This is a genomic window from Microbacterium sp. NPDC089696 (assembly GCF_044749125.1).
Classification (GTDB): domain Bacteria; phylum Actinomycetota; class Actinomycetes; order Actinomycetales; family Microbacteriaceae; genus Microbacterium.
Map to the genome: position 1 here is coordinate 285,483 of NZ_JBIVHF010000001.1, position 25,990 is coordinate 311,472.

The 25,990-nt window shown below is 70.2% G+C and carries 23 protein-coding genes; 13 read left to right on the forward strand and 10 right to left on the reverse strand.

Annotated elements, in window-relative coordinates; all coding sequences use genetic code 11:
• Positions 1-156 precede the first annotated feature (156 nt).
• From ACIPY8_RS01380 to ACIPY8_RS01410, 7 genes are all read left to right on the forward strand, one after another.
• Positions 157-1,989 carry a prolyl oligopeptidase family serine peptidase gene (locus ACIPY8_RS01380; protein ID WP_400814129.1) on the forward strand — a complete coding sequence of 611 codons (1,833 nt, stop codon included), beginning with the start codon at positions 157-159 and terminating at the stop codon, positions 1,987-1,989.
• A 132-nt stretch (positions 1,990-2,121) separates the two neighbouring features.
• Positions 2,122-3,822: an ABC transporter substrate-binding protein gene (locus tag ACIPY8_RS01385; protein ID WP_400814131.1), complete on the forward strand. Its 1,701-nt coding sequence runs from the start codon at positions 2,122-2,124 to the stop codon at positions 3,820-3,822.
• 40 nt (positions 3,823-3,862) lie between these two features.
• Positions 3,863-4,828 carry an ABC transporter permease gene (locus tag ACIPY8_RS01390; RefSeq protein ID WP_400814134.1) on the forward strand — a complete coding sequence of 322 codons (966 nt, stop codon included), beginning with the start codon at positions 3,863-3,865 and terminating at the stop codon, positions 4,826-4,828.
• Positions 4,825-5,727, forward strand: a complete 903-nt coding sequence (locus ACIPY8_RS01395; RefSeq protein ID WP_400814136.1) for an ABC transporter permease — start codon at positions 4,825-4,827, stop codon at positions 5,725-5,727. Before ACIPY8_RS01390 ends, ACIPY8_RS01395 begins: the two co-directional genes overlap by 4 nt.
• Complete coding sequence (locus ACIPY8_RS01400; protein WP_400814138.1) at positions 5,724-6,746, forward strand: ABC transporter ATP-binding protein; 1,023 nt, start codon at positions 5,724-5,726, stop codon at positions 6,744-6,746. The genes ACIPY8_RS01395 and ACIPY8_RS01400 overlap by 4 nt, the downstream gene beginning before the upstream one ends.
• Complete coding sequence (locus tag ACIPY8_RS01405) at positions 6,743-7,756, forward strand: ABC transporter ATP-binding protein (RefSeq protein ID WP_400814141.1); 1,014 nt, start codon at positions 6,743-6,745, stop codon at positions 7,754-7,756. The genes ACIPY8_RS01400 and ACIPY8_RS01405 overlap by 4 nt, the downstream gene beginning before the upstream one ends.
• 209 nt (positions 7,757-7,965) lie before the next feature.
• Positions 7,966-9,045, forward strand: coding sequence for a tartrate dehydrogenase (locus ACIPY8_RS01410; protein WP_400814144.1), 1,080 nt, complete (start codon positions 7,966-7,968; stop codon positions 9,043-9,045).
• 12 nt (positions 9,046-9,057) lie between these two features.
• Here ACIPY8_RS01410 and ACIPY8_RS01415 read toward each other — a convergent pair whose 3' ends face one another.
• Genes ACIPY8_RS01415 through ACIPY8_RS01425 form a run of 3 tightly spaced genes read right to left on the reverse strand, consistent with a single transcriptional unit; the run spans position 9,058 to position 12,305 of the window.
• Positions 9,058-9,408, reverse strand: coding sequence for a TraR/DksA family transcriptional regulator (locus tag ACIPY8_RS01415; RefSeq protein ID WP_400814146.1), 351 nt, complete (start codon positions 9,406-9,408; stop codon positions 9,058-9,060).
• A 44-nt stretch (positions 9,409-9,452) separates the two neighbouring features.
• Positions 9,453-9,776: a cupin domain-containing protein gene (locus tag ACIPY8_RS01420; RefSeq protein ID WP_400814148.1), complete on the reverse strand. Its 324-nt coding sequence runs from the start codon at positions 9,774-9,776 to the stop codon at positions 9,453-9,455.
• Positions 9,777-9,809: 33 nt separating this feature from the next.
• Positions 9,810-12,305: an MMPL family transporter gene (locus tag ACIPY8_RS01425; RefSeq protein ID WP_400814150.1), complete on the reverse strand. Its 2,496-nt coding sequence runs from the start codon at positions 12,303-12,305 to the stop codon at positions 9,810-9,812.
• 69 nt (positions 12,306-12,374) lie between these two features.
• On the opposite strand from ACIPY8_RS01425, the gene ACIPY8_RS01430 reads away from it, so the two are divergent.
• A complete protein-coding gene (locus ACIPY8_RS01430; RefSeq protein ID WP_400814153.1) occupies positions 12,375-12,947 on the forward strand; it encodes a TetR/AcrR family transcriptional regulator in 573 nt (190 codons plus the stop codon).
• A gap of 46 nt (positions 12,948-12,993) precedes the next feature.
• Here ACIPY8_RS01430 and ACIPY8_RS01435 read toward each other — a convergent pair whose 3' ends face one another.
• Positions 12,994-13,830, reverse strand: coding sequence for a hypothetical protein (locus ACIPY8_RS01435; RefSeq protein ID WP_400814155.1), 837 nt, complete (start codon positions 13,828-13,830; stop codon positions 12,994-12,996).
• Between the two features lie 395 nt (positions 13,831-14,225).
• On the opposite strand from ACIPY8_RS01435, the gene mscL reads away from it, so the two are divergent.
• Positions 14,226-14,636 carry a large conductance mechanosensitive channel protein MscL gene (gene mscL / locus ACIPY8_RS01440; RefSeq protein ID WP_400817614.1) on the forward strand — a complete coding sequence of 137 codons (411 nt, stop codon included), beginning with the start codon at positions 14,226-14,228 and terminating at the stop codon, positions 14,634-14,636.
• Positions 14,637-14,700: 64 nt separating this feature from the next.
• Here the strand turns inward: mscL and ACIPY8_RS01445 are convergent, their stop codons facing one another.
• The 5 genes from ACIPY8_RS01445 to ACIPY8_RS01465 all read right to left on the reverse strand — a co-directional run bounded on the left by ACIPY8_RS01445 (position 14,701) and on the right by ACIPY8_RS01465 (position 18,979).
• Positions 14,701-14,847 (reverse strand): hypothetical protein, encoded by a 147-nt coding sequence (locus tag ACIPY8_RS01445; RefSeq protein ID WP_400814157.1) that lies wholly within the window; start codon positions 14,845-14,847, stop codon positions 14,701-14,703.
• The gene (gene purL, locus ACIPY8_RS01450; RefSeq protein ID WP_400814160.1) at positions 14,844-17,174 is read right to left on the reverse strand and encodes a phosphoribosylformylglycinamidine synthase subunit PurL; all 2,331 of its coding nucleotides are present in this window, start codon (positions 17,172-17,174) and stop codon (positions 14,844-14,846) included. The genes ACIPY8_RS01445 and purL overlap by 4 nt, the downstream gene beginning before the upstream one ends.
• An 85-nt stretch (positions 17,175-17,259) precedes the next feature.
• Positions 17,260-17,655 carry a type II toxin-antitoxin system VapC family toxin gene (locus tag ACIPY8_RS01455; protein ID WP_400814162.1) on the reverse strand — a complete coding sequence of 132 codons (396 nt, stop codon included), beginning with the start codon at positions 17,653-17,655 and terminating at the stop codon, positions 17,260-17,262.
• Complete coding sequence (locus ACIPY8_RS01460) at positions 17,652-17,915, reverse strand: type II toxin-antitoxin system Phd/YefM family antitoxin (protein ID WP_400814165.1); 264 nt, start codon at positions 17,913-17,915, stop codon at positions 17,652-17,654. The genes ACIPY8_RS01455 and ACIPY8_RS01460 overlap by 4 nt, the downstream gene beginning before the upstream one ends.
• Before the next feature lie 110 nt (positions 17,916-18,025).
• Positions 18,026-18,979 (reverse strand): helix-turn-helix transcriptional regulator, encoded by a 954-nt coding sequence (locus tag ACIPY8_RS01465; RefSeq protein WP_400814167.1) that lies wholly within the window; start codon positions 18,977-18,979, stop codon positions 18,026-18,028.
• 100 nt (positions 18,980-19,079) lie between these two features.
• Between ACIPY8_RS01465 and ACIPY8_RS01470 the strand changes: the two genes are divergently transcribed.
• Both ACIPY8_RS01470 and ACIPY8_RS01475 read left to right on the forward strand, forming a co-directional pair.
• A complete protein-coding gene (locus tag ACIPY8_RS01470) occupies positions 19,080-19,535 on the forward strand; it encodes a VOC family protein (RefSeq protein WP_400814170.1) in 456 nt (151 codons plus the stop codon).
• Between the two features lie 191 nt (positions 19,536-19,726).
• Positions 19,727-23,221, forward strand: a complete 3,495-nt coding sequence (locus ACIPY8_RS01475) for an SdrD B-like domain-containing protein (protein ID WP_400814173.1) — start codon at positions 19,727-19,729, stop codon at positions 23,219-23,221.
• A gap of 30 nt (positions 23,222-23,251) precedes the next feature.
• Here the strand turns inward: ACIPY8_RS01475 and ACIPY8_RS01480 are convergent, their stop codons facing one another.
• Entirely contained in the window at positions 23,252-24,316 is a 1,065-nt protein-coding gene (locus ACIPY8_RS01480) for a serine/threonine-protein kinase (RefSeq protein WP_400814175.1), read from the reverse strand.
• 271 nt (positions 24,317-24,587) lie between these two features.
• Between ACIPY8_RS01480 and ACIPY8_RS01485 the strand changes: the two genes are divergently transcribed.
• Positions 24,588-25,484: a hypothetical protein gene (locus ACIPY8_RS01485; protein WP_400814177.1), complete on the forward strand. Its 897-nt coding sequence runs from the start codon at positions 24,588-24,590 to the stop codon at positions 25,482-25,484.
• Between the two features lie 9 nt (positions 25,485-25,493).
• Positions 25,494-25,898 (forward strand): hypothetical protein, encoded by a 405-nt coding sequence (locus ACIPY8_RS01490; protein ID WP_400814178.1) that lies wholly within the window; start codon positions 25,494-25,496, stop codon positions 25,896-25,898.
• Positions 25,899-25,990 lie beyond the last annotated feature (92 nt).

Below are 25,990 nucleotides of genomic sequence, written 5' to 3' on the forward strand. Positions count from 1 at the left end.
CCGCAGACATCACGGTACCCCACGCCTGTCAGCGTGTCTGTCAGCGTCGTCGACAACGGTCGGACTCTAGCCGAACGTCGATAGCCACTGTTATAGTCAACGACGTTGGCAACGGTGCGCGAGTGCGTGCCGCGAGAACGACGAGAAGGAGCAAGGATGCTCGAGGTCCCCGCAGTCCCGTCCGATGAGGCGCTCGAGGCGCGCTTCGCCGTGCCGTACCTCCTCACGGTGCGACCCGTGCCCGGCCCCGCAGACCTCGCCCTGCTCGTCGAGAACCACCCGGACGGTTCCCGGGCCCGCATCTGGGGTGCCCCCGACGCCCCCGGTGACCTGCTGCCCTTCCCGGTCGGCGTCGGCGCGATCCTGACGTCGGACGCCCGCTGGGTGGTCGATCTCGACGACGGCGGCGGCTCCGAGGTCGGCGGTCTCGTCGCGATCGCGGTCGACGGGTCCGAGCGCGTCGCCCTCACTCCGGGCCGCGCGCCCTACGTACTCCGCGGCCTCGAGTCCTCGTACGACGGGCGCTCGATCGTGGCGACCGTGGTCGACGAGGACGGCTTCCACGTGCTGGTGATCCCCGCCGCGCCCTGGGGGGAACCGCGGGTCGTCTACTCGAACCCGGTGGAGGCCTGGTACGGCCAGATCTCGCCCGACGGTTCCCTCGTCGCGGTCGACACCACAGCGCACAACCCCGGCATCCGCCGGCCGTTGGTCACGGTCGTCGACGGCGCCACGGGCGACACCGTCGCGACGCTCGACGACCTCCCTGCGGGACCGATCCGGTCGGTGCGCTTCGCGGCGGATGCCGGTGACGACCGACTGCTCGTGAACACCGAGCGCACCGGCTTCTCGCGCCCCGCGATCTGGAGCGTCCGCACGGGCGAGCGCCGCGACTACGACCTGCCGGAGCTCGCGGGCGAGGTGATCCCCGTCGACTGGCACTCGTCGAGCGGCCGCATCCTCGCGGTGCACGTCGATGACGGCCTCCACCGGCTGGTCGAGATCGACGAGACCTCGGGCTCCGTGCGTCTCGTCGCCGAGGGTGGCAGCGTCGCCGACCCCGACGTCGCCGACCTGCATCCGTTCCAGTGGGCCTCGTACTACGCGCCGAGCGGGGCGATCCGCGCCGTCCGATCGACGTGGGATGTGCCGCTGCACGTCGAGGAGATCGCCGCCGACGGCAGTGCGGTCACGCTGATCGAACCCGCATCCGTGCCCGCCGGGCATCCGCTCGCCTCGGCCATGGTGCCGAGCGCCGACGGCACGCGCGTGCAGCTCTGGTGGGCGCGGCCCTCGCACGGCGATCCGCTCGGCACCGTGCTGACGATCCACGGCGGACCGAACCTCGTGACGGTCGACGGCTACGACCCGTCGGCGCAGGCGTGGCTGGATGCCGGCTTCGCCGTCGCCTCGCTCAACTACCGCGGCTCCGTGACCTTCGGCCGCGACTTCCGCGAGGGCTTCTGGGGCGTCGGCGGCGACCGGGAGATCGACGACGTCGCGGCCGCGATCGGCTTCCTGCGTGAGCAGGGCCTCGCCGACCCCTCGACGACGTTCATCACGGGCGCATCCTACGGCGGGCACATGACGCTGCTGAGCGTCGGTCGGCTGCCCGAGCTGTTCGCCGGCGGTCTCGCGCACGTCGCGGTGGCCGAATGGTCGGCGGCGATCGAGGCCATGAACCCCGCCGTCCGCAGCGTGTGGAGCTCGTGGGTGCCGCCGGAGCTCGTGAAGCCGTTCTCGGCCATCACCTACCTCGAGGACGTCACGGCATCCGTCTGGATCAATCAGGGCGACGTCGACACGCGTACGCCGATCGTCGGGGTGCAGCGCTACGTCGACGAGCTGAGCGCCCGCGGCGGCGATGTCGTGCTCGACGTGTTCGAGGGAGGGCACGAGCCGACCGGACTGGAGGCCGCCGCCGTCGACCAGCGTCGCATGCACGATCTCGCCCGCCGCACCCTCCGCGGCGAGCGGTGGGACGCCTGATCTGTTCGATAGTCACGAACATTGACTAAAGGTATTGCTATCTCGTCTCGACCGTCCTAGAGTCAGACCACCGCCCGCATCACAGCACCCTCCGCACCCACCCGAGTCGTACCGATCACTGGAGATCCGGCCATGTCGACATCACGTCATCGCACCGCTCTACCCGCTTCGCGCCGCGTCGTCATCGCGGCCCTCACCGCCGCCGCCCTCGTCGGCTCGCTCGCCGCGTGCAGCTCCTCCGGCACGACGCCCGAGCCGAGCGAGGTCGCGGTCGTCGACGGCGGCGAGCTCGTGATCGGCGCCGAGCAGGAGCCCGACTGCGCCGACTGGATCGCCACATGCGGCGGATCGATCTGGGGCACCTACGTCATGCAGATCCCGACCATGCCGAGCGTGTTCCAGACCCGTCTCGACGGCGACGACTGGAAGCCGGTGCCGTCCGATCTCGTCACCGGCGAGCCCGAGACCGAGGTCGCCGACGACGGCACCCAGACCATCACGTACTCGATCAACCCCGACGCCGTGTGGTCGGACGGCGAGCCCATCACCTCGGCCGACTTCGCCTACACCGCGCTCCAGATCCGCGACGGCGACGACATCTTCGACAAGACGGGCTACGACCGCATCACGGCGGTCGACTCGAGCGACCCGGCGACCGCGGTCGTCACGCTGAACTCGGCCTACGCCGGCTGGCGCACCCTCTTCAGCGTGTACGGCATCATGCCCGCGCACCTCCTCGAGGGCCAGGACCGCGCGGCGATCATGGCCGACGGCTACGACTTCAGCGGCGGCCCGTGGAAGATCGAGAAGTGGACCCGCGGCACCTCGGTCACGCTCGTCCCGAACGAGAACTACTGGGGCGAGAAGCCGCATCTCGACAAGGTCACCTTCCTCTTCCTGCCCGACACGACCGCGGCGTTCCAGGCGCTCAAGAGCGGCCAGGTGAGCGTGCTCGCCCCGACGCCGCAGCTCGACGCGCTCACCCAGATCGACGCAGGCCTCCCCGGCATCCGCTCCCAGGTCGACGCCCGCAGCGGCAACCTCGAGGCGATCTGGCTGAACAACTCGGTGACTCCGTTCGACTCGGTCGCCGTGCGCCAGGCCCTGGCGTACTCGATCGACCGCGATGCGATCGTCAAGCGCCTGTTCGGCAGCCTCGGCATCGACAAGGCGCAGCAGAGCTTCAACTCGCCGATGGTCGCGCCATTCGCCTCCGACGACTTCTCGCAGTACACACTCGACCTCGACAAGGTCGACGAGCTGATGACGGGCGACGGCTGGAAGAAGGACGGCGACGGCGTCTGGGCCAAGGGCGGCGAGACCGCGACCTTCTCGATCAAGACGCTCGCCGGCAACAAGCGCCGCGACCTCACGGTGCAGGTCCTGCAGTCACAGCTCGCGGACGCCGGGTTCGACATGACCATCGACCAGGTGACGCCCGCCGACCTCTTCGGCACGATCGCCCCGCAGGGCGACTTCCAGGCCGGCATCTGGGCGCTCGTCGACACGTTCCCGGACCCCACGCTCTCGTCGACGTTCTCCTCGGTGAACATCCCCAGCGACGCGAACGGCTTCTCGGGCATCAACTTCTACCGGGCGGACATCGCCGGTCTCGACGACCTGCTCGCGCAGGTCGACACCGAGGTCGACCCGGATGCCCGCATCGCAGCCTCGCACGAAGCCGACAAGCTCATCGCCGAGAACGTGCCCTCGCTCCCGCTGGATGCCGTGCCGAACGTGCTCCTGTGGAGCGAGAAGGTCGGCGGACCGCTGCAGATCAACCCGATCGAGGGTCCGTTCTGGAACCTCGCCGAGTGGGGCCTGGCCGGCTGAGCCCGCGCTGCGGTACGGCTGGACAGGAGACGAGGCGACGATGCTGACGTTCATCACACGACGGGTGCTGTACTCGATCCCGGTGATCGTCGTCGCCTCGTTCATCCTGTTCTGGGCGGTGCGGTCGACGTTCGACCCGCTCGCGAAGCTCCGACAGGCGCACGACCCCGCGGTGATCGCCCGGGAGGTCGAGCGCCTGGGCCTCGATCGGTCGATCCCCGAGCAGTACTTCCTGTGGCTGCAGTCGCTCGTCACGGGCGACTGGGGCCTGAGCACCCGCACCGGAACCGCAGTGCTGCCGCTCATCGGCGAGGCGCTGTGGCCGACGCTGCAGCTCGCGTTCTGGGGACTGCTCGTGGCGGTGCTCATCGCGGGCGGTGTGAGCGTCTACTCCGCGGTGCGGCAGTACTCGCTGGGCGACAACATCCTCACCGGGGCGTCGTACCTCGGCATCGCGATGCCCGCGTTCTGGTTCGGTCTCATCCTCATCCAGGCCTTCGCGGTGTGGCCCAAGGAGCAGTTCGGACTCAGCGAGCCGCCGCTGTTCTTCATCGGCCTGAACTCCCCGGGGCAGAGCGATCCGCTCGACTACCTCCGACACCTCGTGCTGCCGGTCGCCGCGCTCATGATCGCGCTCGTCGCGTCGTGGAGCCGCTTCGGTCGCGCGGCCATGCTCGACGCGCTGTCGAGCGACTACGTGCGCACGGCCCGCGCGAAGGGCGTGCCGCGGCGTCAGGTGATCTGGCGGCACGCGGTGCGCAACTCGCTCGCTCCCTTCGTCACGGTGGTGGCGCTCGACGCGGCGATCCTCATCGGCGGGCTCGTCGTGACCGAGCAGATCTTCGCGATCCCCGGCATGGGCCGGCTGTTCCTGCAGTCGCTCGTGGCGGGGGACGTGTACGTGCTGCTGCCCTGGATGATCGTGGTCGCCGTCGCGGTCGTCGTCTGCAACCTGATCGCCGACATCGCGTACGCGGTGCTCGACCCGAGAGTGAGGCTGTCATGAGCGGTGCAGGCATCGCCGGTCGGGAGGAGCTGCTCGCGGAGCAGGACCCGCAGAAGGCCCCCACCCGTCAGCTGCTGAAGGGTTTCCTGAGACATCGGCTCGGGGTCGTGAGCCTCGTCGTGCTCGTGATCCTGCTGGTCGCGTGCTTCGGCGCGGGCTGGATCGCGCCCTACCCGCAGGGCCAGCAGGACCTGCTCACCGGCCCCACCCCGCCGTCGGGCGCCCACTGGCTCGGCACCGACGAGCTGGGGCGGGACTACCTCAGCGAGATCCTCTTCGCGGGGCAGATCTCCCTCGCGATCGGCCTCGCCGTCGCCCTTCTCGCCACGGTCGTCGGCACGGCCCTGGGCGCGATCGCCGGATACGTCGGCGGCTGGATCGGCGAGCTCATCATGCGCGTCACCGACCTGTTCCTCATCGTCCCCGCCATCGCGCTGCTCGCGGTCATCCTCCAGGGGCTCGGCGCCTCGCCCACGACGATCGTGTTCGCCCTCACGGCGCTGGGATGGACGTACATCGCCCGGGTCGTGCGGGCCCAGGTGCTGTCGCTGCGCGAGAAGGACTTCATCGACGCGGCGCGCGGCATCGGCGCCTCCGGATTCCGCATCGTCGTGTCGCACCTGCTGCCGAATCTCGCCGGGGTGATCGCCGTGGCGATGAGCCTGGCCGTCGCCTCATCGATCATCGCCGAGTCGACCCTGAGCTTCCTCGGGTTCGGCGTGCAGCCGCCGCAGACGAGCTGGGGGTCGATGCTCAGCCAGGCCGCGGGCTACGTGGGCACGCCCCAGGTGTACCTGCTGTACTTCCCCGGCCTGTTCATCCTCGTGACCGTGCTCTGCGTCAACTTCATCGGCGACGGACTGCGCGACGCCCTCGACCCGCAGGGGAAGAACCTATGAGCACCTCCGCCGATACAGGCACCGAGATCCTCCTCGAGGTCGAGGACGTGTCGATCGCCTTCCGCACCGATGCGGGGCTGGCCCGCGCCGTCGAGGGCGTGTCGTTCGTGCTGCGCACCGGTGAGACCGTGGGCATCGTCGGGGAGTCCGGCTCGGGCAAGTCCATGACGGCCATGGCGATCATGGGACTGCTGCCGAAGAAGGCGGTCGTGACGGGATCGATCAGGCTCCGGGGACGCGAACTCGTGGGGCTCTCCGACGACGAACTGCGCGAGATCCGCGGCAAGGACGTCGCGATCGTGTTCCAGGACGCCCTCACCGCGCTCAACCCGGTCATGACCGTGGGCGATCAGCTCATCGAGGCCGTGCGCGTGCACGATCCCAGGTCCACCCCGGCCGAGCGCAGGGCCCGGGCGGTGGAACTGCTCGACGTCGTCGGCATCCCCTCGCCCGAGCTGCGCGTCGACCGCTACCCGCACGAGTTCTCCGGCGGCATGCGGCAGCGCGTCATGATCGCCATGAGCATCGCGAACGAGCCGGACCTGCTGATCGCCGACGAGCCGACCACCGCGCTCGACGTCACGGTGCAGGCACAGGTTCTCGAGGTGCTGCGCGAGGTGCAGCGGCGCACCGGCACGACCGTGCTGCTCATCACGCACGACCTCGGCGTGGTCGCCGGCACCGCCGACCGGGTCATGGTCATGTACGCGGGCGGGCTGGTCGAGACGGCCGACGTCGATCCGCTGTTCTACGAGACCGCGCACCCGTACACGGCCGGTCTGCTCGCGTCTCTGCCGAGGCTCGACCGCCGGTCCTCCCGCGACGAGCGGCTGTATCAGATCGTGGGGCAGCCGCCTGTGGCGACGGAATGGCCCGAGGGATGCCGGTTCGCACCGCGCTGCGCGCACGCCGTCGCGGGGCTCTGCGACACGGGCGTGCCCGCACCGGTCGCGGTCGGCACCGGGCACACGGCCGCCTGCGTGCGGGTCGACGAGTGGCAGAAGGAGGCGGCGTCATGAGCGGGACACCCGTCGTGGAGCGCACAGGAAGCACGGGCCTCACGGTCGACGGGCTCGTCAAGGAGTACCGCGTCGGCGGCGGGCTGTTCGGCCGTGGTCGCGACGTCGTGCAGGCGGTGTCGGACGTGAGCCTGTCGATCGCCGGCGGCCAGACGTTCGGGCTCGTCGGAGAGTCCGGATGCGGCAAGTCGTCGCTCGGGCGCAGCGTCGCGCGCCTGCAGCCCAGCGACGGCGGGTCGATCCGCCTCGGCGACGACGACGTCACGGCGGTGTCGGGGGAGCGTCTGCGGCGGCTGCGTCGGCGTGTGCAGTTCGTGTTCCAGGATCCGTACGCCTCGCTCAACCCGCGCAAGTCCGTGCGGGCGACGCTCATGGAGCCGCTCGTGATCCACGGCCTGCACCGCGGCTCGCGGGACCGTCGGGTTGAGGAGCTGCTCGCGCAGGTCGGGCTGAACCCCGCCCACGCCGACCGGTTCCCGCACGAGTTCTCCGGCGGACAGCGGCAGCGCATCGGCATCGCCCGCGCGCTCGCGGTCGAACCCGAGGTGATCGTGCTCGACGAGCCGGTCAGCGCCCTCGACGTCAGCGTGCAGGCGGGAGTGCTCAACCTGCTCGACGACCTGCAGCGCGACCTCGGTCTGACCTACCTGTTCATCGCGCACGACCTCTCGGTGGTGCGGCACCTCAGCGACCGGGTCGGCGTCATGTACCTCGGAAAGCTCGTCGAGGAGGCGCCGGTCGACGAGCTCTACGAGCGTCCGCTGCATCCGTACACGCAGGCGCTGCTGTCGGCCATCCCGGTTCCCGACCCTCGGGCCGAGCGCGCCCGCGAGCGCATCGTGCTCACGGGAGACGTGCCGAGCCCGGTGTCGCCGCCGAGCGGATGCCGGTTCCGCACCCGCTGCTGGAAGGCGACGGAGATCTGCGCCGAGGTCGTGCCGGAGCTCGCCGACCACGGCGGGACGCATCGCGTCGCCTGCCACCATCCCGCCGAGCGCGACGTCCTGTGACCGTTGTGCCCTGGGCTCTCCACCTTCCGGTCGCACTTCGTGCCGCGGGGGCGCGACCTCTCGACCTTCCGGTCGCGCTTCGTGCCGCTTCTCGCGGCTCCGCGCGGCACCAACTGCGACGGGAACCGAACCCTCGCGCTTCCGCGCGGCACCGACTGCGACTTGAACCGGCGTGACCCCGCCCTTGACACTCTCCCGGAAGGACCCCCATGACCACCACCCACCGCATCGCCGTGATCGCCGGCGACGGCATCGGCACCGAGGTGATGCCCGAGGGCCTGCGCGTGCTGCGCGCCGCGGCATCCCGGTTCGACATCGCGCTCGAGTTCGAGGAGTTCGACTTCGCGAGTGCCGCGTACTGGCAGACGCACGGACGGATGCTGCCCGAGGACTGGTTCGAGACCCTCCGCGGCTTCGACGCGATCTACTTCGGAGCGGTCGGATGGCCCGACGTCGTGCCCGACCACGTGAGCCTGTGGGGGAGCCTCATCCAGTTCCGCCGCGCGTTCGATCAGTACGTGAACCTGCGGCCGTGCCGGCTCATGCCCGGTGTGGTGTCGCCCCTCGCGGGTCGTGAGCCCGGCGACATCGACTTCTACGTCGTGCGGGAGAACACCGAGGGCGAGTACTCGTCGATCGGCGGGCGCATGTTCGAGGGCACCGACCGCGAGTTCGTGCTGCAGGAGACCGTCATGACGCGCACCGGCGTCGACCGCGTGCTGCGCTACGCCTACGACCTCGCGGCCCGGCGGTCGGGGCACCTCACGTCGGCGACGAAGAGCAACGGGATCTCGATCTCCATGCCGTACTGGGACGAGCGGGTCGCCGCGGTCGGCGCCGACTACCCCGACGTGACGCGCGACCAGTTCCACATCGACATCCTCACCGCGAACTTCGTGCTGCACCCCGACTGGTTCGACGTCGTGGTGGCGAGCAACCTGTTCGGCGACATCCTGTCGGACCTCGGACCCGCCTGCACCGGGACGATCGGCATCGCCCCCAGCGCGAACATCAACCCGGAGGGCGTGTTCCCCAGCCTGTTCGAACCCGTGCACGGCTCTGCCCCCGACATCGCGGGACGCGGGATCGCCAACCCGATCGGGCAGATCTGGTGCGGCGCCATGATGCTCGAGCATCTCGGATACGCGGATGCCGGAGCGGCGGTGCTCTCCGCGATCGAAGACGTTCTCGCCCGCGGAGCGGATGCGGCGCCCTTCACGCCGGATCTCGGCGGCACCGCCACGACCGTCGAGCTCGGGGCGGCGATCGCCGAGGCCGTCGCCGGCTGAGAGCTGGGGTGCTCAGCGCCCGAGCTTCTCGGCGCAGGCGACGCAGTGCGTGGCGAACGGACGCACCTCGAGACGTGCCTCCGGGATCGGTCGGCCGCACCGTGCGCACACGCCGTAGGTTCCGGCGTCCCGCCGACTGATCGCGTCGTCGACCTGACGGAGCTCGGATGCCGCGGCCTCGGCCAGCGCGCTGAGCCGTGACCACTCCGACGACAGCGTGACGCCTTCGGGGTCGTGCTCGTCGTCGTCGTTCGACCCCTCGCGGTCGTGCACGAGCTCATCGAGCGCCGCCTGCGTCGAGGCCACGCGCGCGAGGGCGTCACCGCGCAGCCGCGCGAGCTGCTTCCCGGCATCCGATGTCATCCGCGCACTCTACGCCGCGCCGCCGACATCGGCGCGGCCGCGACCTACTCCAGCCAGTCCGTGACGAACCGGTCGTTCGCGTGGATGTGGGTCGCGTTGTACGTGCCGCCGTCGAGCACCTCGAAGCGGTGCGCGACGAGGGCCGGCGCCACGAGCACGTGCCCGCCCGAGGCGACGACCTGCTCGTCGCCGACCGTGAACAGCGCGCGCCCGGAGTGGATGAGGAACGTCTCGACGTAGGGGTGCCGGTGCAGGCGCGGCCCCGACCCCGGCACGGCCGTGAACTCGCGGATCAGGCTCACGGGCGAGCCGATCAGGTATCCCTCGATGTTCTCGTCGGGTCCGATGGGCGTGGGCTGGATGGTCATGATGCCTCCTTGCACGCCGAGGCTACCGCGCCCTCAGTCCGCGTGCACGGACGGGTGCGCCCGCTCGAGCGCCGCACCCTCCATGTCGACGTTCGGCAGGATGCGGCCGAGCCAGCGGGGCAGCCACCACGCCGACCGGCCGAGCAGATGCATGAGCGCCGGCATCAGCAGCATCCGCACGACGAAGGCGTCGAGCAGCACGCCGAACGCGAGTCCGAAGCCGATCGATCGGATGATGGTCGACTCCGAGAAGATGAAGCCGCCGAACACCGACACCATGATGAGCGCGGCCGCGATGACGACCGAGCGCCCAGCGCGGAATCCTCGAGCGACGGCATCCCGCGCGCTCGCGCCGTGCACGTACGCCTCGCGCATCCCCGAGGCGAGGAACAGCTGGTAGTCCATCGCGAGCCCGAACAGGATGCCGACGAGGATCACCGGCAGGAAGCTGAGGATCGGCCCGGTGCTGTGCAGACCGATGAGCTCGGCTCCCCAGCCGAACTGGAACACCGCCACGATGAGCCCGTACGTCGCGAACAGCGAGAGCACGAACCCGCCTGTGGCGATGAGCGGCACGAGCAGCGACCGGAACACCAGGATCATGATGAGCAGCGACAGTCCGACCACGACCACGAGGTACAGCGGCAGCACGCCGGCGAGGGCCTCGGAGATGTCGATGTTGATCGCGGCCTGACCGGCGACGCCGAGAGTGATCCCGTCCGCCGAGGGCAGAGCGCGGATGTCCTGCACGAGGCGCTCGGTCGAGGCGCTGTTCGGCCCCTCGGCGGGGAGCACCTGGAACGCGAGCAGCGTGCCGTCGTCGGAGGCCGCGATCGGCGCGACGGCCTCGACGTCGTCCTGGTCGGCGAGGCGCTGCGCGATGTCGACCTGTGCCGCGAGCAGGTCGTCATCGCTCACGGCGTCGTCCAGGGTCGCGGTGACGAGCAGCGGTCCGTTGGCGCCTTCGCCGAACTGCTCGTCGACGGCCTGGAACGCGCGGTAGCTCGTGGAGTCGGCGGGCTCGCTCGACCCGTCGGGCAGGCCCAGGCGCATCGACATCGACGGGATCGCGACCACGAGGAGCGCGATCACGCTGACCAGCACCGTGACGATCGCGCGGAGAGTGGACATCGGCTTCACGGGCTTCCCGGCGGCGTGCGGCTGACCGACCGTCGCCCGCGCGCGACGGCTCAGAAGACGGGTGCCGGCGAGACCGAGCACCGCGGGGGTGAGGGTGATCGCGACGAGCACCGCCACGGCGACGCACACGGCCCCGACCGTGCCCATGAGCCCGAGGAACGGCACGCCCGTGACGTTGAGCGCGAGGAGCGCGACGATCACGGTCGATCCCGCGAACACCACGGCCGTGCCGGAGGTGCCGGTCGCGAGGCCGATGGACTCGTGCACGGGGGAGCCGGCGAGCAGCTGCTTGCGGTGCCGGTTCACGATGAAGAGCGAGTAGTCGATGCCGACGGCGAGCCCGAGCATGACGCCGAGCACCGGGGTGACCGACGCCATGTCGACGACGCCGGAGAACGCGAGGGATGCCGTGACGCCGACGCCCACGCCCACGATCGCCGTGATGATCGGGAAGGATGCCGCGAGCAGCGACCCCAGCATGACGATGAGCACGACCGCCGCGAACGCCAGGCCGACCGCCTCGCCGATGCCGAAGATCTCGGGAACGCCCTGGGCGATGTCGGTGCCGAAGTCGACCTCGACGCCGTCGATCGGCGAGTCCGCGAAGTGGTCGATCGTGCCCTGCTTGACCTCCTCCGACAGCTCGAGGCGCGGGTCGTCGAACGACACGTTCACGATGGCGGTCGAGCCGTCGTCGGACACCACGCCGATGCCGTTCGCGAGGTCCAACAGCGTCGATCCGAGCTCGACCTGCTCCTCGTTGGTCTCGAGCTCGGTGCGCGACTCGTCGATGGTCTTCTGCTGCGCGTCGAGCTGGGCGAGCTGCGCGTTCAGCCCGGCCAGCTGCGCGTCGAGTGCGGCCATCTGGGCGGACGGAGCGCCCGCGGACTCGGCCTGCGCGCGGGCAGCCGTGAGCTGGTCGAGTCCGGCCTGCAGCTGCGTGCGTCCGGCGTCGAGCTGAGCCTGACCGGCATCCAGCTGCGTGCGCCCGTCGGCGATCTGCTTCCGGCCGTCGGCGAGCTGTGCGGCCTGGTCGGCCTGCTGCGCCTGCGTGGCGAACGGGTCGATGATCGCGGCGACCCCGTCGAGGTCCTCTGCGCTCGCCGCGAGGTCGGAGATCTCCTGCTTCTGCTCGTCGGTGAAGGCGGAGCCGTCCGTCGTCCGGTACACGACCGTGCCGGTGCCGCCCGCGGTGTCGGGGAGCTTGTCGGCGAGCTGGTCGATCACCTCGCCGGAGGCGGTGCCGGGGATGTCGAAGCTGTTGCTCAGCGTGCCGCCGAGCCCGAGGAACGCGCCGACGCCGATGCCGAGGATCACGACCCAGGAAACGACCACCGCCCAGGCGCGACGTGCGGCGAACGAACCCAGACGGAACAGCAGTGAGGCCAACGCGATCTCCTTCAGTCGAATAGATCATACGGTGCGTATCGTCTAGCGTTCTGTGGGTATCCTGAACACGTGGTGAACGAGCATCGGAGCGGCCCCGTGCGCAGCACTGCTGCCCGCGAGGCGATCCTCGACGCGACCGCCCGGCTCTTCCACAACCGCGGCTACGACCGGCTCACGATCGAGGGCATCGCGAAGGAGGCCGGGGTCGGCAAACAGACGATCTACCGGTGGTGGCCCTCGCGTGGCGCGCTCATCGGGGAGTGCCTGGCCGAGGGGCGTCTGATCCCCGTCGACTTCGCGGTGCCCGACACGGGCGACCTCGCAGTCGACGTCGAGACCTGGCTGCGCGGCGTGCTCGGGCTGCTCGACGCCCCCGAGGGCGGTGCGCTGCTGCGGTCGCTCGTCGCCGCCGCCACCGAGGATGCCGGGGTCGGCGCGCACCTCGGCGAGAGCCTCGGCGTCGAGAAGCACCTCACGGAGAGGCTGCGCGGCGGCATCCGCGACCGACAGCTCGCGGACGACGCCCCCGTGGAGCAGCTGGGCCGCGCGATCCTCGGGGCGATCATCGTCGAGGCGCTCGGACGCGAGGAGCACGACGCGACGGCGGTCATCGCCCTGGTCCGCTTCCTGCTGCGCCCGTGAGCGAACCCGGTCGCGCCCTCGGAGCGACGTGCGATCCGCCGCGATCTCAGAACTCCCAGTCGAGCGTGACCGTACCCGGGCCGAAGCCGAACTCGGTGTGCGTGACGCAGGTGCCGTTCAGAGGCAGCCGGTGTGAGCGCTCTCTGTCCTTGTCCTCGATCGTGACCCGGCAGGACGTCGGCACCCGCGTCGGGTCGAACACCGCGTAGATCGTGAGCTCGGCTTGTCGGCACGGGGCTACGAGGGTCAGGGCGTGCTCTTGGGGATACCCCGCAGGGCGCACCGCGCGTCGCTCCGTGAGCGCGACGCTGCCCTGAGCGAGTGCGGCGTCCAGACGCAGCGTGCCGCGCACGAGGCCGAGGCCCGGGTCGAAGGCGACATCGACCACCGAGCATCCGAGCGTGCCCCTGATCTCCGGCGGGGGCGACTCGGGATCGGCGTCGAAGAACACCGTGGCGTCGCGCGCACCGTCCTTCCGGGCCTGCCACAGCGATCGGGTGACGGTGTGCGTGATCCGCCCGTCGGCGTCGAGGACCGCGCCTATCGATCCGGAGCGCTCGCACAGCTCGGACGCGAGCTCCTCGGTGAACGGGGTGCGGGGCAGGTGGGTGAGGGCCGCATAGGACTTCGCCTCCGTTCGTCGAACGCGCCGCGGCGGACCGAGGGTGGCCGCCAGCTCGCCCTCGGCGAGACCGGTCAGGGCTTCGAGCTCGCGGATGACGTCGAACGACACGGATCTGCCGGGATGCCGCGCGCCCGACTGCCACATCGACAGGGTCGCGACGCTCACGTCGTAGCCGCGGTCGCGGAGGCGCGCCCGCAGGCTGTGGAGCGAGAGGCCGCGACGCTGCACGGCGGTGCGGAACGTGCGTGCGAACTCCATCCGAGCGGTCCTCTCTTCGTCGGGTGAGGAGCACGGTAGTGAGGTCCTGTTCACGACGACGGATCGAGCATGTGAACAGAGTCCAACAACGACGTGCGAACGGGAAACGGGGGAGAGCGGACCACCCGAGATCCGCCCTCCCCCGGCTCTCCACCGCGAGCGCCTGTCATCCGCGGGAGAGCACTGACGACGATTCCCCCGAATCGTTGCAGGACGTCAGCACGGCGAACGTAACAGCGAGGCGTTCACTTCAGCCCACTTCGACAAGTCAACAACCGATCTCATTGGCATTCCGCACGCGATCCGTCAGCATCGGGGACACACACCCGCTCGGCCGTCTGCTCGGCCGCGCGCTCCGCATGCCGGCAGGGCATCGTCGAATGAACGAGGGAAGAATGTTCAAGGGTTTCAAGGAGTTCATCGCTCAGGGCAACGTCATCGACCTCGCGGTCGCCGTGGTCATCGGCGCGGCGTTCACCGCCATCGTCAACGCCGTCGTCGCGAGCGTCATCACCCCGCTCGTGAACCTGTTCCTCGCGGCCGACGCGACCGGGGGCTTCGGTCTCGCGGTCACCAACATCCACGGAGACGAGGTCCTGTTCCCGCTCGGCGACCTCGTCTCGGCAGTCATCAGCTTCTTCGCCGTCGCGCTCGTCGTGTACTTCGTGTTCGTCCTCCCGATGAACACGTACAAGGAGCGCCGGGCCGCACGCACGCCCGCGCCCGTCGAGGTCGTCGCTCCGACCGAGGCCGAACTCCTCGTCGAGATCCGCGACCTGCTGCGCTCCGAGCGCGCGACCGGCTGACCCGCCGTCGCGACGGGAGAGGGCACGCGGCGACGACTGCGGCCCTCATCACCTCACGGGTGGGTCAGCCCCAGATCAGGGTCAGGACGGTCGCACCGCCGCCGCCGAGGATCAGGGCGACGATCACGACCCAGGCGATCATGCGGATGCGCCGATTGCGGCGCTCGCCGAGGTCGCCGTAGTCGTCGTCGGGGCGGCTGAGCTCGCTCACGCGCTCACCGGCTCCGCGACGGTCGGACCGAACGCGGCGGGCAGGGTGGCCTGCGAGCGCTCACGGATCTCGGCGACCGGCACCGTGAACACGTCCTGCACCTCGAGCTGCGGCTCGCTGTCGGTCACGCCGATGCGCGCGACCGGGTAGTTCCGGCCCTCGCACAGTCCGCGGAACTTCACGTCGTCCTCGCGGGGCACGGTCACGATGACGCGACCCGTCGACTCCGAGAACAGAGCGGTCGCGGCATCCACGCCGTCGCGCTCGAGGATCTCATTGAGCCAGACGCGGGCGCCGACGCCGAAACGCGAGACGCCCTCGGCGAGAGCCTGCGCGAGGCCGCCCTCCGACACGTCATGCGCCGAGGACACGAGCCACTCGTCGCGTGCCGCCGACAGCAGGCCTGCGAGGCGCTTCTCGCCCGCGAGGTCGACCTTCGGGGGCAGACCGCCCAGGTGCTGGTGCACGGTCTCGGCCCACGCCGAGCCCGACAGCTCGGTCGAGGTCGTGCCGAGCAGGTAGATGTTCTGGCCCTCGTCCTGCCACCCCGAGGGGATGCGGCGCGAGACGTCGTCGATGATGCCGAGCACGCCGACCAGCGGGGTCGGGTGGATCGGCACGTCGCCGGTCTGGTTGTAGAACGAGACGTTGCCGCCGGTCACCGGGGTGCCGAGCGCGTAGCATCCGTCCGCGAGGCCGTCGACGGTCTGGCCGAACTGCCACATGACCTCGGGGTTCTCGGGGGAGCCGAAGTTCAGGCAGTCGGTGATAGCGGTCGGCACGGCGCCGGTGACGGCGACGTTGCGATACGCCTCGGCGAGCGCGAGCTGCGCGCCCGCGTACGGGTCGAGCTGACAGTAGCGGCCGTTGGCGTCGGTCGAGATCGCGAAGCCCAGTCCGGACTCCTCGTCGACGCGGATCATGCCGGCGTCGTCGGGGAACGCGAGCGCCGTGTTGCCGAGCACGTAGTAGTCGTACTGGTTGGTGATCCAGCGAGTGTCGGCGAGGTTCGGCGAGGCGACGAGGTTCAGGAACTGCTCGCGCAGGACCTCGGGCTCCGACGACCGGGGGAGGTTCTCGGCGGCATCCGCCTGCAGCGCGTCGATCCACGTCGGGTAGGTCACGGGCCGGTCGTACACCGGGCCGTCGACCGCGACCGTCGAGGGGTCGACGTCGACGATGCGCTCGCCCTGCCAGTCGATGATGAGGCGTCCGTCGCCGGTGACCTCGCCGAGCACGGAGGTCTCGACCTCCCACTTGCCGACGACCTCGAGGAACGCGTCGAGTTTCTCGGGCGCGACGATCGCCATCATGCGCTCCTGCGACTCCGACATGAGGATCTCCTCGGCCGTGAGCGAGGGGTCGCGCAGCAGCACGTTGTCGAGCGAGACCTTCATGCCGCTGTTGCCGTTGGCCGCGAGCTCGGAGGTCGCGCAGGAGATGCCGGCCGCGCCGAGGTCCTGGATGGCCTCGACGAGCTCGCCGCGGTAGAGCTCGAGGCAGCACTCGATGAGAACCTTCTCGGCGAACGGGTCGCCGACCTGCACCGCGGGGCGCTTGGTCGGTCCGCCGTCGGCGAAGGTGTCGGAGGCCAGGATGCTGGCGCCGCCGATGCCGTCGCCGCCCGTGCGGGCGCCGAACAGAACGACCTTGTTGCCCACACCCGTGGCGTTCGCGAGCTTGAGGTCCTCGTGACGGAGCACGCCCACCGCGAGCGCGTTCACGAGCGGGTTGGCCTGGTAGACGGAGTCGAAGACCGTCTCGCCGCCGATGTTCGGAAGGCCCAGGCAGTTGCCGTAGAAGCTGATGCCGCTCGTGACGCCGTGCACGACGCGGGCGGTGTCGGGGTGGTCGATCGCGCCGAAGCGAAGGGCGTCCATGACCGCGACCGGGCGGGCGCCCATCGAGATGATGTCGCGGACGATGCCGCCGACGCCGGTCGCCGCGCCCTGGAAGGGCTCGATGAACGAGGGATGGTTGTGCGACTCGGCCTTGAAGGTGACGGCCCAGCCCTCGCCGACGTCGATGACGCCCGCGTTCTGGCCCATGCCCACCATGAGGCGCTCCTTCATCTCGTCGGAGACCTTCTGGCCGAAGCGGCGCAGGTAGTTCTTCGACGACTTGTAGGAGCAGTGCTCCGACCACATGACGGAGTACATGGCCAGCTCGCCCGAGGTGGGGCGGCGACCGAGGATCTCCTTGATGCGGGCGTACTCGTCGTCCTTGAGGCCCAGCGCCGCGTAGGGCTGCTCCTTCTCCGGAGTCGCGATCGCGTTCTCGACGGAGTCGGGGACGTGCTTGTGGGCAGGTGCAGGGGCGGTGGTCACGCGCACTCCTAGGGAAGGGGCCGGCGGGGCGTCGTCCAGTCTACCGGGGCGGTCGCGCCGCCTCGGTCGTGCGTCGATCCCGGGCTCAGCGCGCCCCTCCCCCTGAGGCGTCGACCAGGGCGAGGCCGCGAGCGACGGCCGCATTCGCGAGTTCGTCGTCGTATGTGAGGACCCCGGCCAGCAGGTCGGTCAGTTCGATCGCGGTGGCCAGATGGAGCGAGCCGAGCGCGCGAAGACCCGAGTGCGCGCGAACGGCGCGATCCATGGTCTCGTCATCGAGCGAGACGAGGGCGACGCGATCGAGCAGGTCGTCGACGGCCTCGTGGCTGAGCTTCCGCCGATCGGCGACAGCGTGGAGCTCGACGGCCAGCAGGCGTGAGGCGATGAACTCCGTCCCGTCCGTGAAGGCCCGCCGCACGTCTGCGCTCCCCTCCTCCTCGATGAGCGCTTTCGCCGCAGCGGAGGTGTCGAGATAGATCACGCGCGGTCCGCCCGGATGTCGTCGAGGATCTCGGCGGTCGACATCGTGTCGGATACCGGAGGGTAGGAGAGCGGCCCGGTCCGGGTGGGCAGTGTCACGCGGCCGCTGGCGATCATCCGCGTCCACGCCGTCTCTGCCGGGGGCGTCAGCTCGGCGATCGGCACGCCGCGGTCGGTGACCGTGAGGTGCTCTCCCGCGGATACCCGCGCCAGCACGCGGGCGGTCTGCTGGTTGAGTTCGGTCTTCGTCACAGTCGCCATCTCTCCATTCTGACGTGAATGTACTAGAACTACTAGATGGAATCGACGGCGCGCAGGATCTGGGCAACTCGTCGCGCGACGGCTGTGGACAAGAATCCCATCCGCGCTGCTCAGGACGGAGAGTCGGATGCTGCGGCGAAGCGCCCGGCGAGGGCGCGGGCGGCATCTGCCAGGGGCTCAGGGCCGACGATCGTGAACTCCGCGTCGAACCGGGTGAGCGCGGCGAGCACGCCGACCCAGGACCACGACCCGATCGTCACCCGGCAGGAGCCGTCGTCGACGGGTTCGACGGTGCCGTCGCCGCCGACCCACGGCGCGACCTCGCGGGCGGGCAACGCGAGCACGACCTCGCCGATGCAGGGCCATCGATCCTCGGCATCCGACCCCTTCGCGCGGGCGGAGAGGTAGGTCTGCGCGTCGGCGGCGGGCAGCGGCCGCGGTGTGAACGCAGGACCGGTGGGGATGCGCGGGGTCAGGCGGTCGAGGCGGAACGTGCGCCAGTCGGCGCTCTCGAGATCCCAGGCCAGCAGGTACCAGCGTCCCTCGCGGGTGACGACCGCATGCGGCTCGGTGCGCCGTGCCGGTCGATCGGCGTCGCCGTAGTCGAAGCGCAGCACGACGCGGCCGTGCACCGCGGAACTCACCGCCTCGAGCACGGCGGGATCCACCCGCGTCTCGTTCGCCTCCCCGGTGAAGCGGATGCCGTCGATGCGATGTCGCAGCCGGGAGGGCATGACCTGCCTCACGGTCGCGAGCGCGCGGGCCGCCCCCTCGTCGATGTCGATGCCCGTCGCGGGAACGTTCTGCAACGCGACCGCGATGGCCACGGCCTGCGCGTCGTCGAAGAGGAGCGGGGGCAGCTCCGATCCGGCGTCCAGTCGATAGCCGCCGTCCGGGCCCTTGATCGCGGTGATGCGGTAGCCGAGCTCGCGCAGCCGGTCGACGTCGCGCCGTACCGTGCGGGGCGTGACCTCGAGCCGGTCGGCGAGCACGGCTCCCGGCCAGTCGCGGCGCATCTGCAGCAGCGACAGCAGAGCGAGCATGCGAGAGGAGCTGCCTGTCATGACTTCATTGTCCGCCGAGTAGAGGACCGAAACTGACCTCTACTGCTGTGATCGTGGTCGTACCGGCACCCGCCGGCACATCGAACACCGAGGAGACCTCATGTCCATCACCACCACCACCCACCTGAACTTCCGCGGCACCGCCCGCCAGGCTCTCGAGTTCTACGCCTCCGTGTTCGACGCGCAGGTCACGGTCGCGACCTACGCGGACTTCGGCATGCCCGCCGACGTCCCGGGCGCCGACCGCATCGTCTTCGGGCAGATCGCGAACGCCGACGGCTTCCGGCTCATGGCGTACGACATCCCCGGGGTGGAGAAGGATGCGGCCGCGACCGCCGGCACGACACGGCGGGAGAACGGTGCGACCGTGACCGACCGCACCTTCTTCCAGTCGCTCCAGGCGGGATCGCTCGACGAGCTCACGCGGTACTGGGACGCGCTGGCCGACGGCGCCGCGATCGTGGAGCCGCTCGCGGCATCGGCGTGGTCCGCGGGCTTCGGCATGCTCACGGATCGCTTCGGCGTGACCTGGGTCATGGACGTGCGCGCCGACTGAGCCGACAGGCGATCGATCTGGACCTTCGTCGTGGCGTCTACGACGAAGGTCTAGCCTTTCCTATCCATTTAGATATAGTGAGGAGGCGGCGTCTCCGTGGGAGACGAGGCGTCGCCGTGTGTGCGCCGAGGGGGCGCACCTTTCTGGGGAGCTGTTCGAGCCCCTCGACGCCCTGGGGAGGGGACGACTCGATGTCCGAGTACATCGTGACGCGCTCGCGCGCGCACTTTTTCATGCTGTGGCTGGCCGGGATCCTGGTCGCGATGCTGGCCGTCGGGGGTCTGAGCACCCCCGCGTCGGCCGCGAGCGGAACGGTCACCGTGCTGCCGACGGAGTCGGGGAGCACCCACGACGGCCTGCCCGTCCTTACCGAAGGCGGCACGTACGCGTTCCAGCTCGGGTACGGGACGATGCCGAACGGAGCCGTCGTCGCCATCGGGCTCCCACAGGGGATCACCATCCCCGACGCCGCGCTCGCGGTCCCCGTCGGGAACACCGCGGTGAAGTCCCTCGCCGTGGACGCGTCGCGGCAGCTCGTCGTGACCTTCGCCGATCCGTTCCCCTCCGACGTGAACCAGGGCGTGCTCGACCTCCGTTTCACGATCGACCATGTCGAGAGGTCCGAGGTCCGCGAGCTCGTCTGGGCCATCGACGGAGCGAGCACGACGCAGCGCGTCATCGTGACGACGGCGGGCGACGCTCCGCGCGCGACCGCCACCTCACTGAGCAAGAGCGCCGGATCGGTCACGATCCCGCACACGGTCGTCGACGGCGTCGTGACCTTCGGGCCGAAGGCGCTGACCACCGAGATCCCGTTCACCGTCACGGTCTCGAGCACGGAGGCGCGGAAGGTCACGATGACGGACACGCTCGGCGACGGTCTCTCCTTCGTCCCGGGCTCCCTCGCGGCTACCAAGACCGTGCGCGACGCCGCCGATCTGAACCCGGTGACCTCGCCCGTCCCGGGGCTCCCCGCGCCGGCCGGCGAAACGCTGACGTACTCGTTCGCCGCCGAGGCCCACTCGATCTACACCTTCACGTATCGGGCGCGGATCACGGATGCGGCCGCGCTCGCCGCAGTGCGCGACCGGCTTCAGGCCTCCTACGACAAGGTCGACACGATCGACGGAGGCTCGTACAGTACCGCGCTGACCAACCGCGTCGAGGTGAACGGCGAGAGCCGCTCGACCAGCACCTCGATCTCCGGCTCCGTGCGCGGACAGCAGCGTCCGGCCGTCGTGACCGCCTTCACGAAGACCGTGGACCGCACGTCCGCCGAGGTGCCGACGGGGACGCCTGCGAGCTCGACCCTGAATGAGCGCATTCCCGTGACGTACACCCTCGGTGCCGACCTGACCGTGTTCGCGCCGCATGCGGGCGGGCCGTTCGCGCTCACGCGCAACGTCGTGATCCGCGACACCCTGTCCGACCAGATCTCGTGGGATCCGACGGACGACCGCTTCCTCGTCCTCACCGACGAGACCGGACGACGCATCCCGCTGACGCCCGCGCCGAAGCTGTCCGGGTGGGCCGAATCGGCGATCGCCGCGGACGAGCTCGTCGGCACCTACGCGATCTTCGACCGCACGATCTACGTCAACATCGGGCGGGACGTCGCCCACTCATACACGCTGACGGCGACCGCGACGATCGACTCGCTGCCGAAGCGCTCGAGCGAGGACACCCCGTACCGGACGACGTACCGCGCCGACAACAGCGCCTACTTCGTCTACGCCGACGGACGCTACGAGCCCAAGGGGGCGACGACGACGCTGATCGTGCCGAAGGACCTCAGCGGCGGCGTCGACGACCCCGCGAAGTTCTCGAAGTCGACCCCGAACAGCACGACGACCGTGACCGGCGGCACGTCCACCACGATCCCCTACACGTTCACCGTCGGGGCGAACGTGGGCGACGCGACGAAGTCGCGGATCACCGATGTCGTCGACCACTCGGTGTTCGACGTGACCGAGGAGACCCTGCCGGCGATCGCGGCGTCCCTCACGGGCACGTACGACCGTCGCCAGTCCCTCGACGCCGGGGCGTTCGACGTGTCGCTCGACGCGGAGCGGAACCTCGTGATCGCGCCGAACGCCGGGTTCCCGACCGCGCCCGCACGCGGGGTCGCCGGCGCCGCCCCGTCGACCGGAGCGTGGACCATCACCGTCGGGATCCCCACGAAGGTCCTGCAGGGCAAGCAGACGCTCGATGTGGTCAACGCCGCCCGCTACACCGGCTCCGATCAGCAGATCGTGTTCACGTCGACGTCCAGGGCCACGGCGACGAGCTACGGCAACGAGATGGAGGTGCGCAAGCGCGTGTACGACGCGGCCGACGCCTCGTTCACGACCAATCTCCGAGTGGAGACCGACGGTCGGGGCGCGCTCGCGCAGGATCAGTTCGTCTACCGCGTGGAGCTCCTGCCGCACGGCAGCTTCACGTCCATGGTGGAGGACGTCGTCGACGTGCTGCCCGCCGGGGTCGAGTTCGTCGGGTTCGTCCCGGCAGGCGACGTCGCCGGAGGGAGGACCGTCGCGGGCGACCGCTACGCGATCCCCGGGTCCAGCATCGTCGCCGCCTACGACGACACCGCGAACACGGTGACGATCGAGCGCGGCCGGCTGACGGCGGGAAGCACTGTCACGCTGTACTTCGCGGTGCGCGTCGTGGACCACACGGACAACGTGGGCATCACGAACATGATCGGCTCCACCGGAGCGACGATCACGCCCACGAACGACTATCCGCTCGCGCTGCTGAAGCGCGACATCACGGACTCGTCGAAGCTGATCACCGACGCATCCGCGCGGTTCTCCGTTCTCGCGGCCGACCGCACGACGGTGGTCCTGAGCGGGCTGCGCGTGGTCGACGGTCGTATCGTGACGGGCGACGGGGAGACGCCGGTCGTCGCCACGACGGGTGACTTCTGGCTGCGGGAGGACACAGCGCCGCGCGGTTACGTGCGATCCGCGGACCTGACGCCGATCGTCGTCGCGGCCGATGGATCCTCCCGCGAGGTGGTGCTCTTCAACACTCCCGGGCCGTCGATCGACGAGACCCGGACGTACGCGATCGGCGACGTCGTCTGGATCGACGCCGACGAGGACGGCATCCAGGGCGAGGACGAGCAGGTGCTGCCCGGCGTCCGGGTCGACCTCCTCGTCGACGGCACGGTGGTCGCCTCGACGACGACCGACGGCAACGGACGCTACCTCTTCGACGAGCTCGCCGCGGGCGCGTACCAGGTGAAGTTCACCCTGACCGGCGTGCTTCACGAGACCTATCGGTTCACGTTCGTCGATCGCGGAGACGACCTCGGCAGGAATTCGGATGCCGATCCGCCCACCGGTTACACGCAGACCATCGTGCTGGGCGCGGACAACGACCGGCTGACGACGGACTATCCGTGGGCGCAGGTGCGCGCGACCCAGGGCATTGACCCGAGCTGGGACGCCGGTGTGAGCGTCCGCGGCCCCGAGGTCGTCGACTCCGAGGCTCCGGGGGCGGGCGGCGACGCCGCGGGGGGCGGCGAGTCGGGTGCGGTCGATCCGGCCCGTCCGGGGACGCCCGCAGTGAACGGCCTCGCGACGACCGGCGGGGCGCTGCCCTGGGGTCTCGCCGGGATCGCACTGACGTTGCTCCTCGCGGGAGCGTCGGTCGTCTGCTGGAAGCGCCGGACCTCCTGAGAGGCGGCCGCCTTCGGCAGGCTATGGCGGTCAGGGCAGGGGCGGCGATGCCACCGAGAAGCCGAGCACGAGTCCGCCGGTCGCCACGAGCGCCGAGGCGGTGGCGATCGCCGCGACGACACGACGACGTCCGCGCCCGATGGAGCGACGCTCCGACGATGACGGAGCCGTCTCGACGGCGTCGACCTCGTCGGCGGTCGCCGTGTCCGGGGAGGCCTCGTCGTGAGGGGAGTCGGCCATCGGACGCGGCGCGGCCTCCGCTCTCAGGAGGCGGCCGGCAGCTCGAGAGACCTCCGCGGCCGTGGGGCGCTCGGCCGGGTCGAGGCGGGTCATGGCTTCGAGCAGATCGCGCCAGGCCTCGCTCAGGTCGGCGGGAATGCTCGGAGGGGTCATGATGCGTGCGGCGGCGGCCCCACGTCCGGTCGCGGTCGCCGGGTAGGTCGGCTCTCCCGTGAGCGCCTCGAGCAGCACGAGGCCCAGGGCGAACACGTCGAGGGGGGTGTCGGGCTCGGCATCTCGGAGCGTCTCGGGAGCCATGTACGTGAAGGTGCCGAGCACGATGCCCGGTGAGGTCATGCGCGGACTGCCGATCTGGCAGGCGATCCCGAAGTCGGCGAGCTTGGCGGTGCGCGGCCCGCCACCGGGATCGCGGCCGAGCAGCACGTTCGACGGCTTCACGTCGCGGTGCACGATGCCCAGCGCGTGCACGTCTGCCAAGCCGGCGCCGAGGTCGCGGGCGAGGCGGGCGACCTGGCGCGGCCGCATCGGCCCGGTGCGCAGGCGCCGCGCGAGGGTGGGCCCGTTGACGTACTCCATCACGAGGTACCGCGGGCGTTCGGGGAGCAGCTGCGCATCGAAGAGCGTGACGATCGACGGGTGGTTCACTGCGGCGAGCAGCGCCTTCTCGTTGTGGGCACGGTTCGCGAAGGCGGTGGAGCCCTCGCCGTCGTGCAGCATCTTGATCGCGACGGTGCGCTCGAGGCGGGTGTCCTCCGCACGGTAGACCGTGGCCATGCCGCCGCGTCCGAGACGGTCGCTCAGCACATAGCGTCCGTCGAGCAGCGCCTCGGTCTCGGAGAGCACCTCGAGACTCATCGGGCACCCCTCGCGGAGGCGGTCGTGTCGGGCATGGTCTCGAAGCTACGTGGCGGAATCCCGGGAGTCACCGGCCTTGACCTCTGGCCCGGAAGCTGAGTGTGTTCCACGAGCATTCCGATATGCAGATATCCCATCGCAGTCACACGTATCCGTCAACGACTCATATGACTACTTTCAGACCTGATCCGCACTCGGCGGGTCAGCGACGATCCGCACTCCGCGGGTCGTGATCGAGGCGTCGCTCGCGCGGCGCCGGTCAGGGGGTTCCATGAAGAAGTCCGTATCCAGCACCGCCGTGGGGACGGCGGTACTGCTCGCCGTCCTCTGCGGCACCGCGCCCGTCGCGGTCGCCGACGAGCAGGACGCCGTCGACGTCGTCGCCGAGGCGTCGCCCGGCGACATCGCGAACGCCGCCGATGTCGCACTGCTCGACGGCGGGCCGGTGTCGTTGCTGATCGACGGCCTCTCGATCGAGGTGCCGGAAGACGCGCGCGACGGCCTGTCGATCTCCGCCGGTGCGGGAGCGGTGACCATCGGTCTGCCGTTCGCCGCGGCGGCCGCGGAAGGCGACGCCACGGCGCCGGGCACGGCCACGTACGACAACGGCAACGAGACGAGCAGCGTGGTCGTGGTGCACGAGTCGGGCTCGCTCCAGGTCGCGACGGTCATCGACGACGCCTCCGCTCCGACGCGCTACGACTACCCGATCGAGGTGCCGTCGGGCGCGAGCCTCCAGGCTTCGGATGCGGGAGCCGTCGTGGTGGACGCCGCGGGAGAGGTGCTCGGCACGTTCGCGGCGCCGTGGGCGAAGGACGCCGCGGGGCGAGACGTCCCGACCCGCTACGAGGTCGACGGGAACACACTGACGCAGGTCGTCGAGCACGACGCCGGGTACGCGTACCCGATCGTCGCCGACCCGGTGTACACGACGTCGACGGTCTACATCTCCAAGGCGACGGTCAAGCAGATGTACCAGGGGATGAACGGGATCGGCAATGTCTGCACCGTTCTGCCCGTGCCGTACTGGGTCGGCATCGCGTGCTCCGGCTTCCCGGGGCGGCAGGCCGTCGAGCAGGCATACTGGCAGAACAAGCGCATCAAGGTGTCGTACGTGAGCTGCGGGTTCAACTACTGCAGCTACAACACGTTCAGCGTCGTGAGCTGAGGTGAGGGTATGCGGATCAGGTCGGTCGGCGTGAAGATCGGCGTCATCGTCGTGGCCCTCGTGCTCGGATCGATGATCACCGTGGTCTTCGGCGCGGGCGGTGACGTCGTGCTCGGGTACCTGGTGAGCGTCGCCGTGCTCGTCGGGATCGTGGCGTTCGCGGCGCGGACGTTCCGCGGTCCGAAGGAGAGCTCGCGGGTGCGGCCCTGGTGGCAGATGACGGCCGGCGCGCGGTCGAGCGCGGTGCTCGCCGGGGTGTTCGTGCTGCAGGCCGCGCTCATGCTCCTCCGGTCGTCCGGCACACCTCTCGCGCCGATCGGCACGATCAGCGCGCTGGTGTTCCTCGCGATCGCTGGCGCGTACCTGAACTCGGCTTTCCGTCTGTCGAGCGGAACGGCGACGCCCTCCGCCTGAGGTGCGGGTCAGGAGAGGCCGCGGCGGGGATCCCGCCGCGGCCTCTCCACGCGTCGTGCGGCCGAGATGCTGTCAAGGGGGTCGGTGATGTC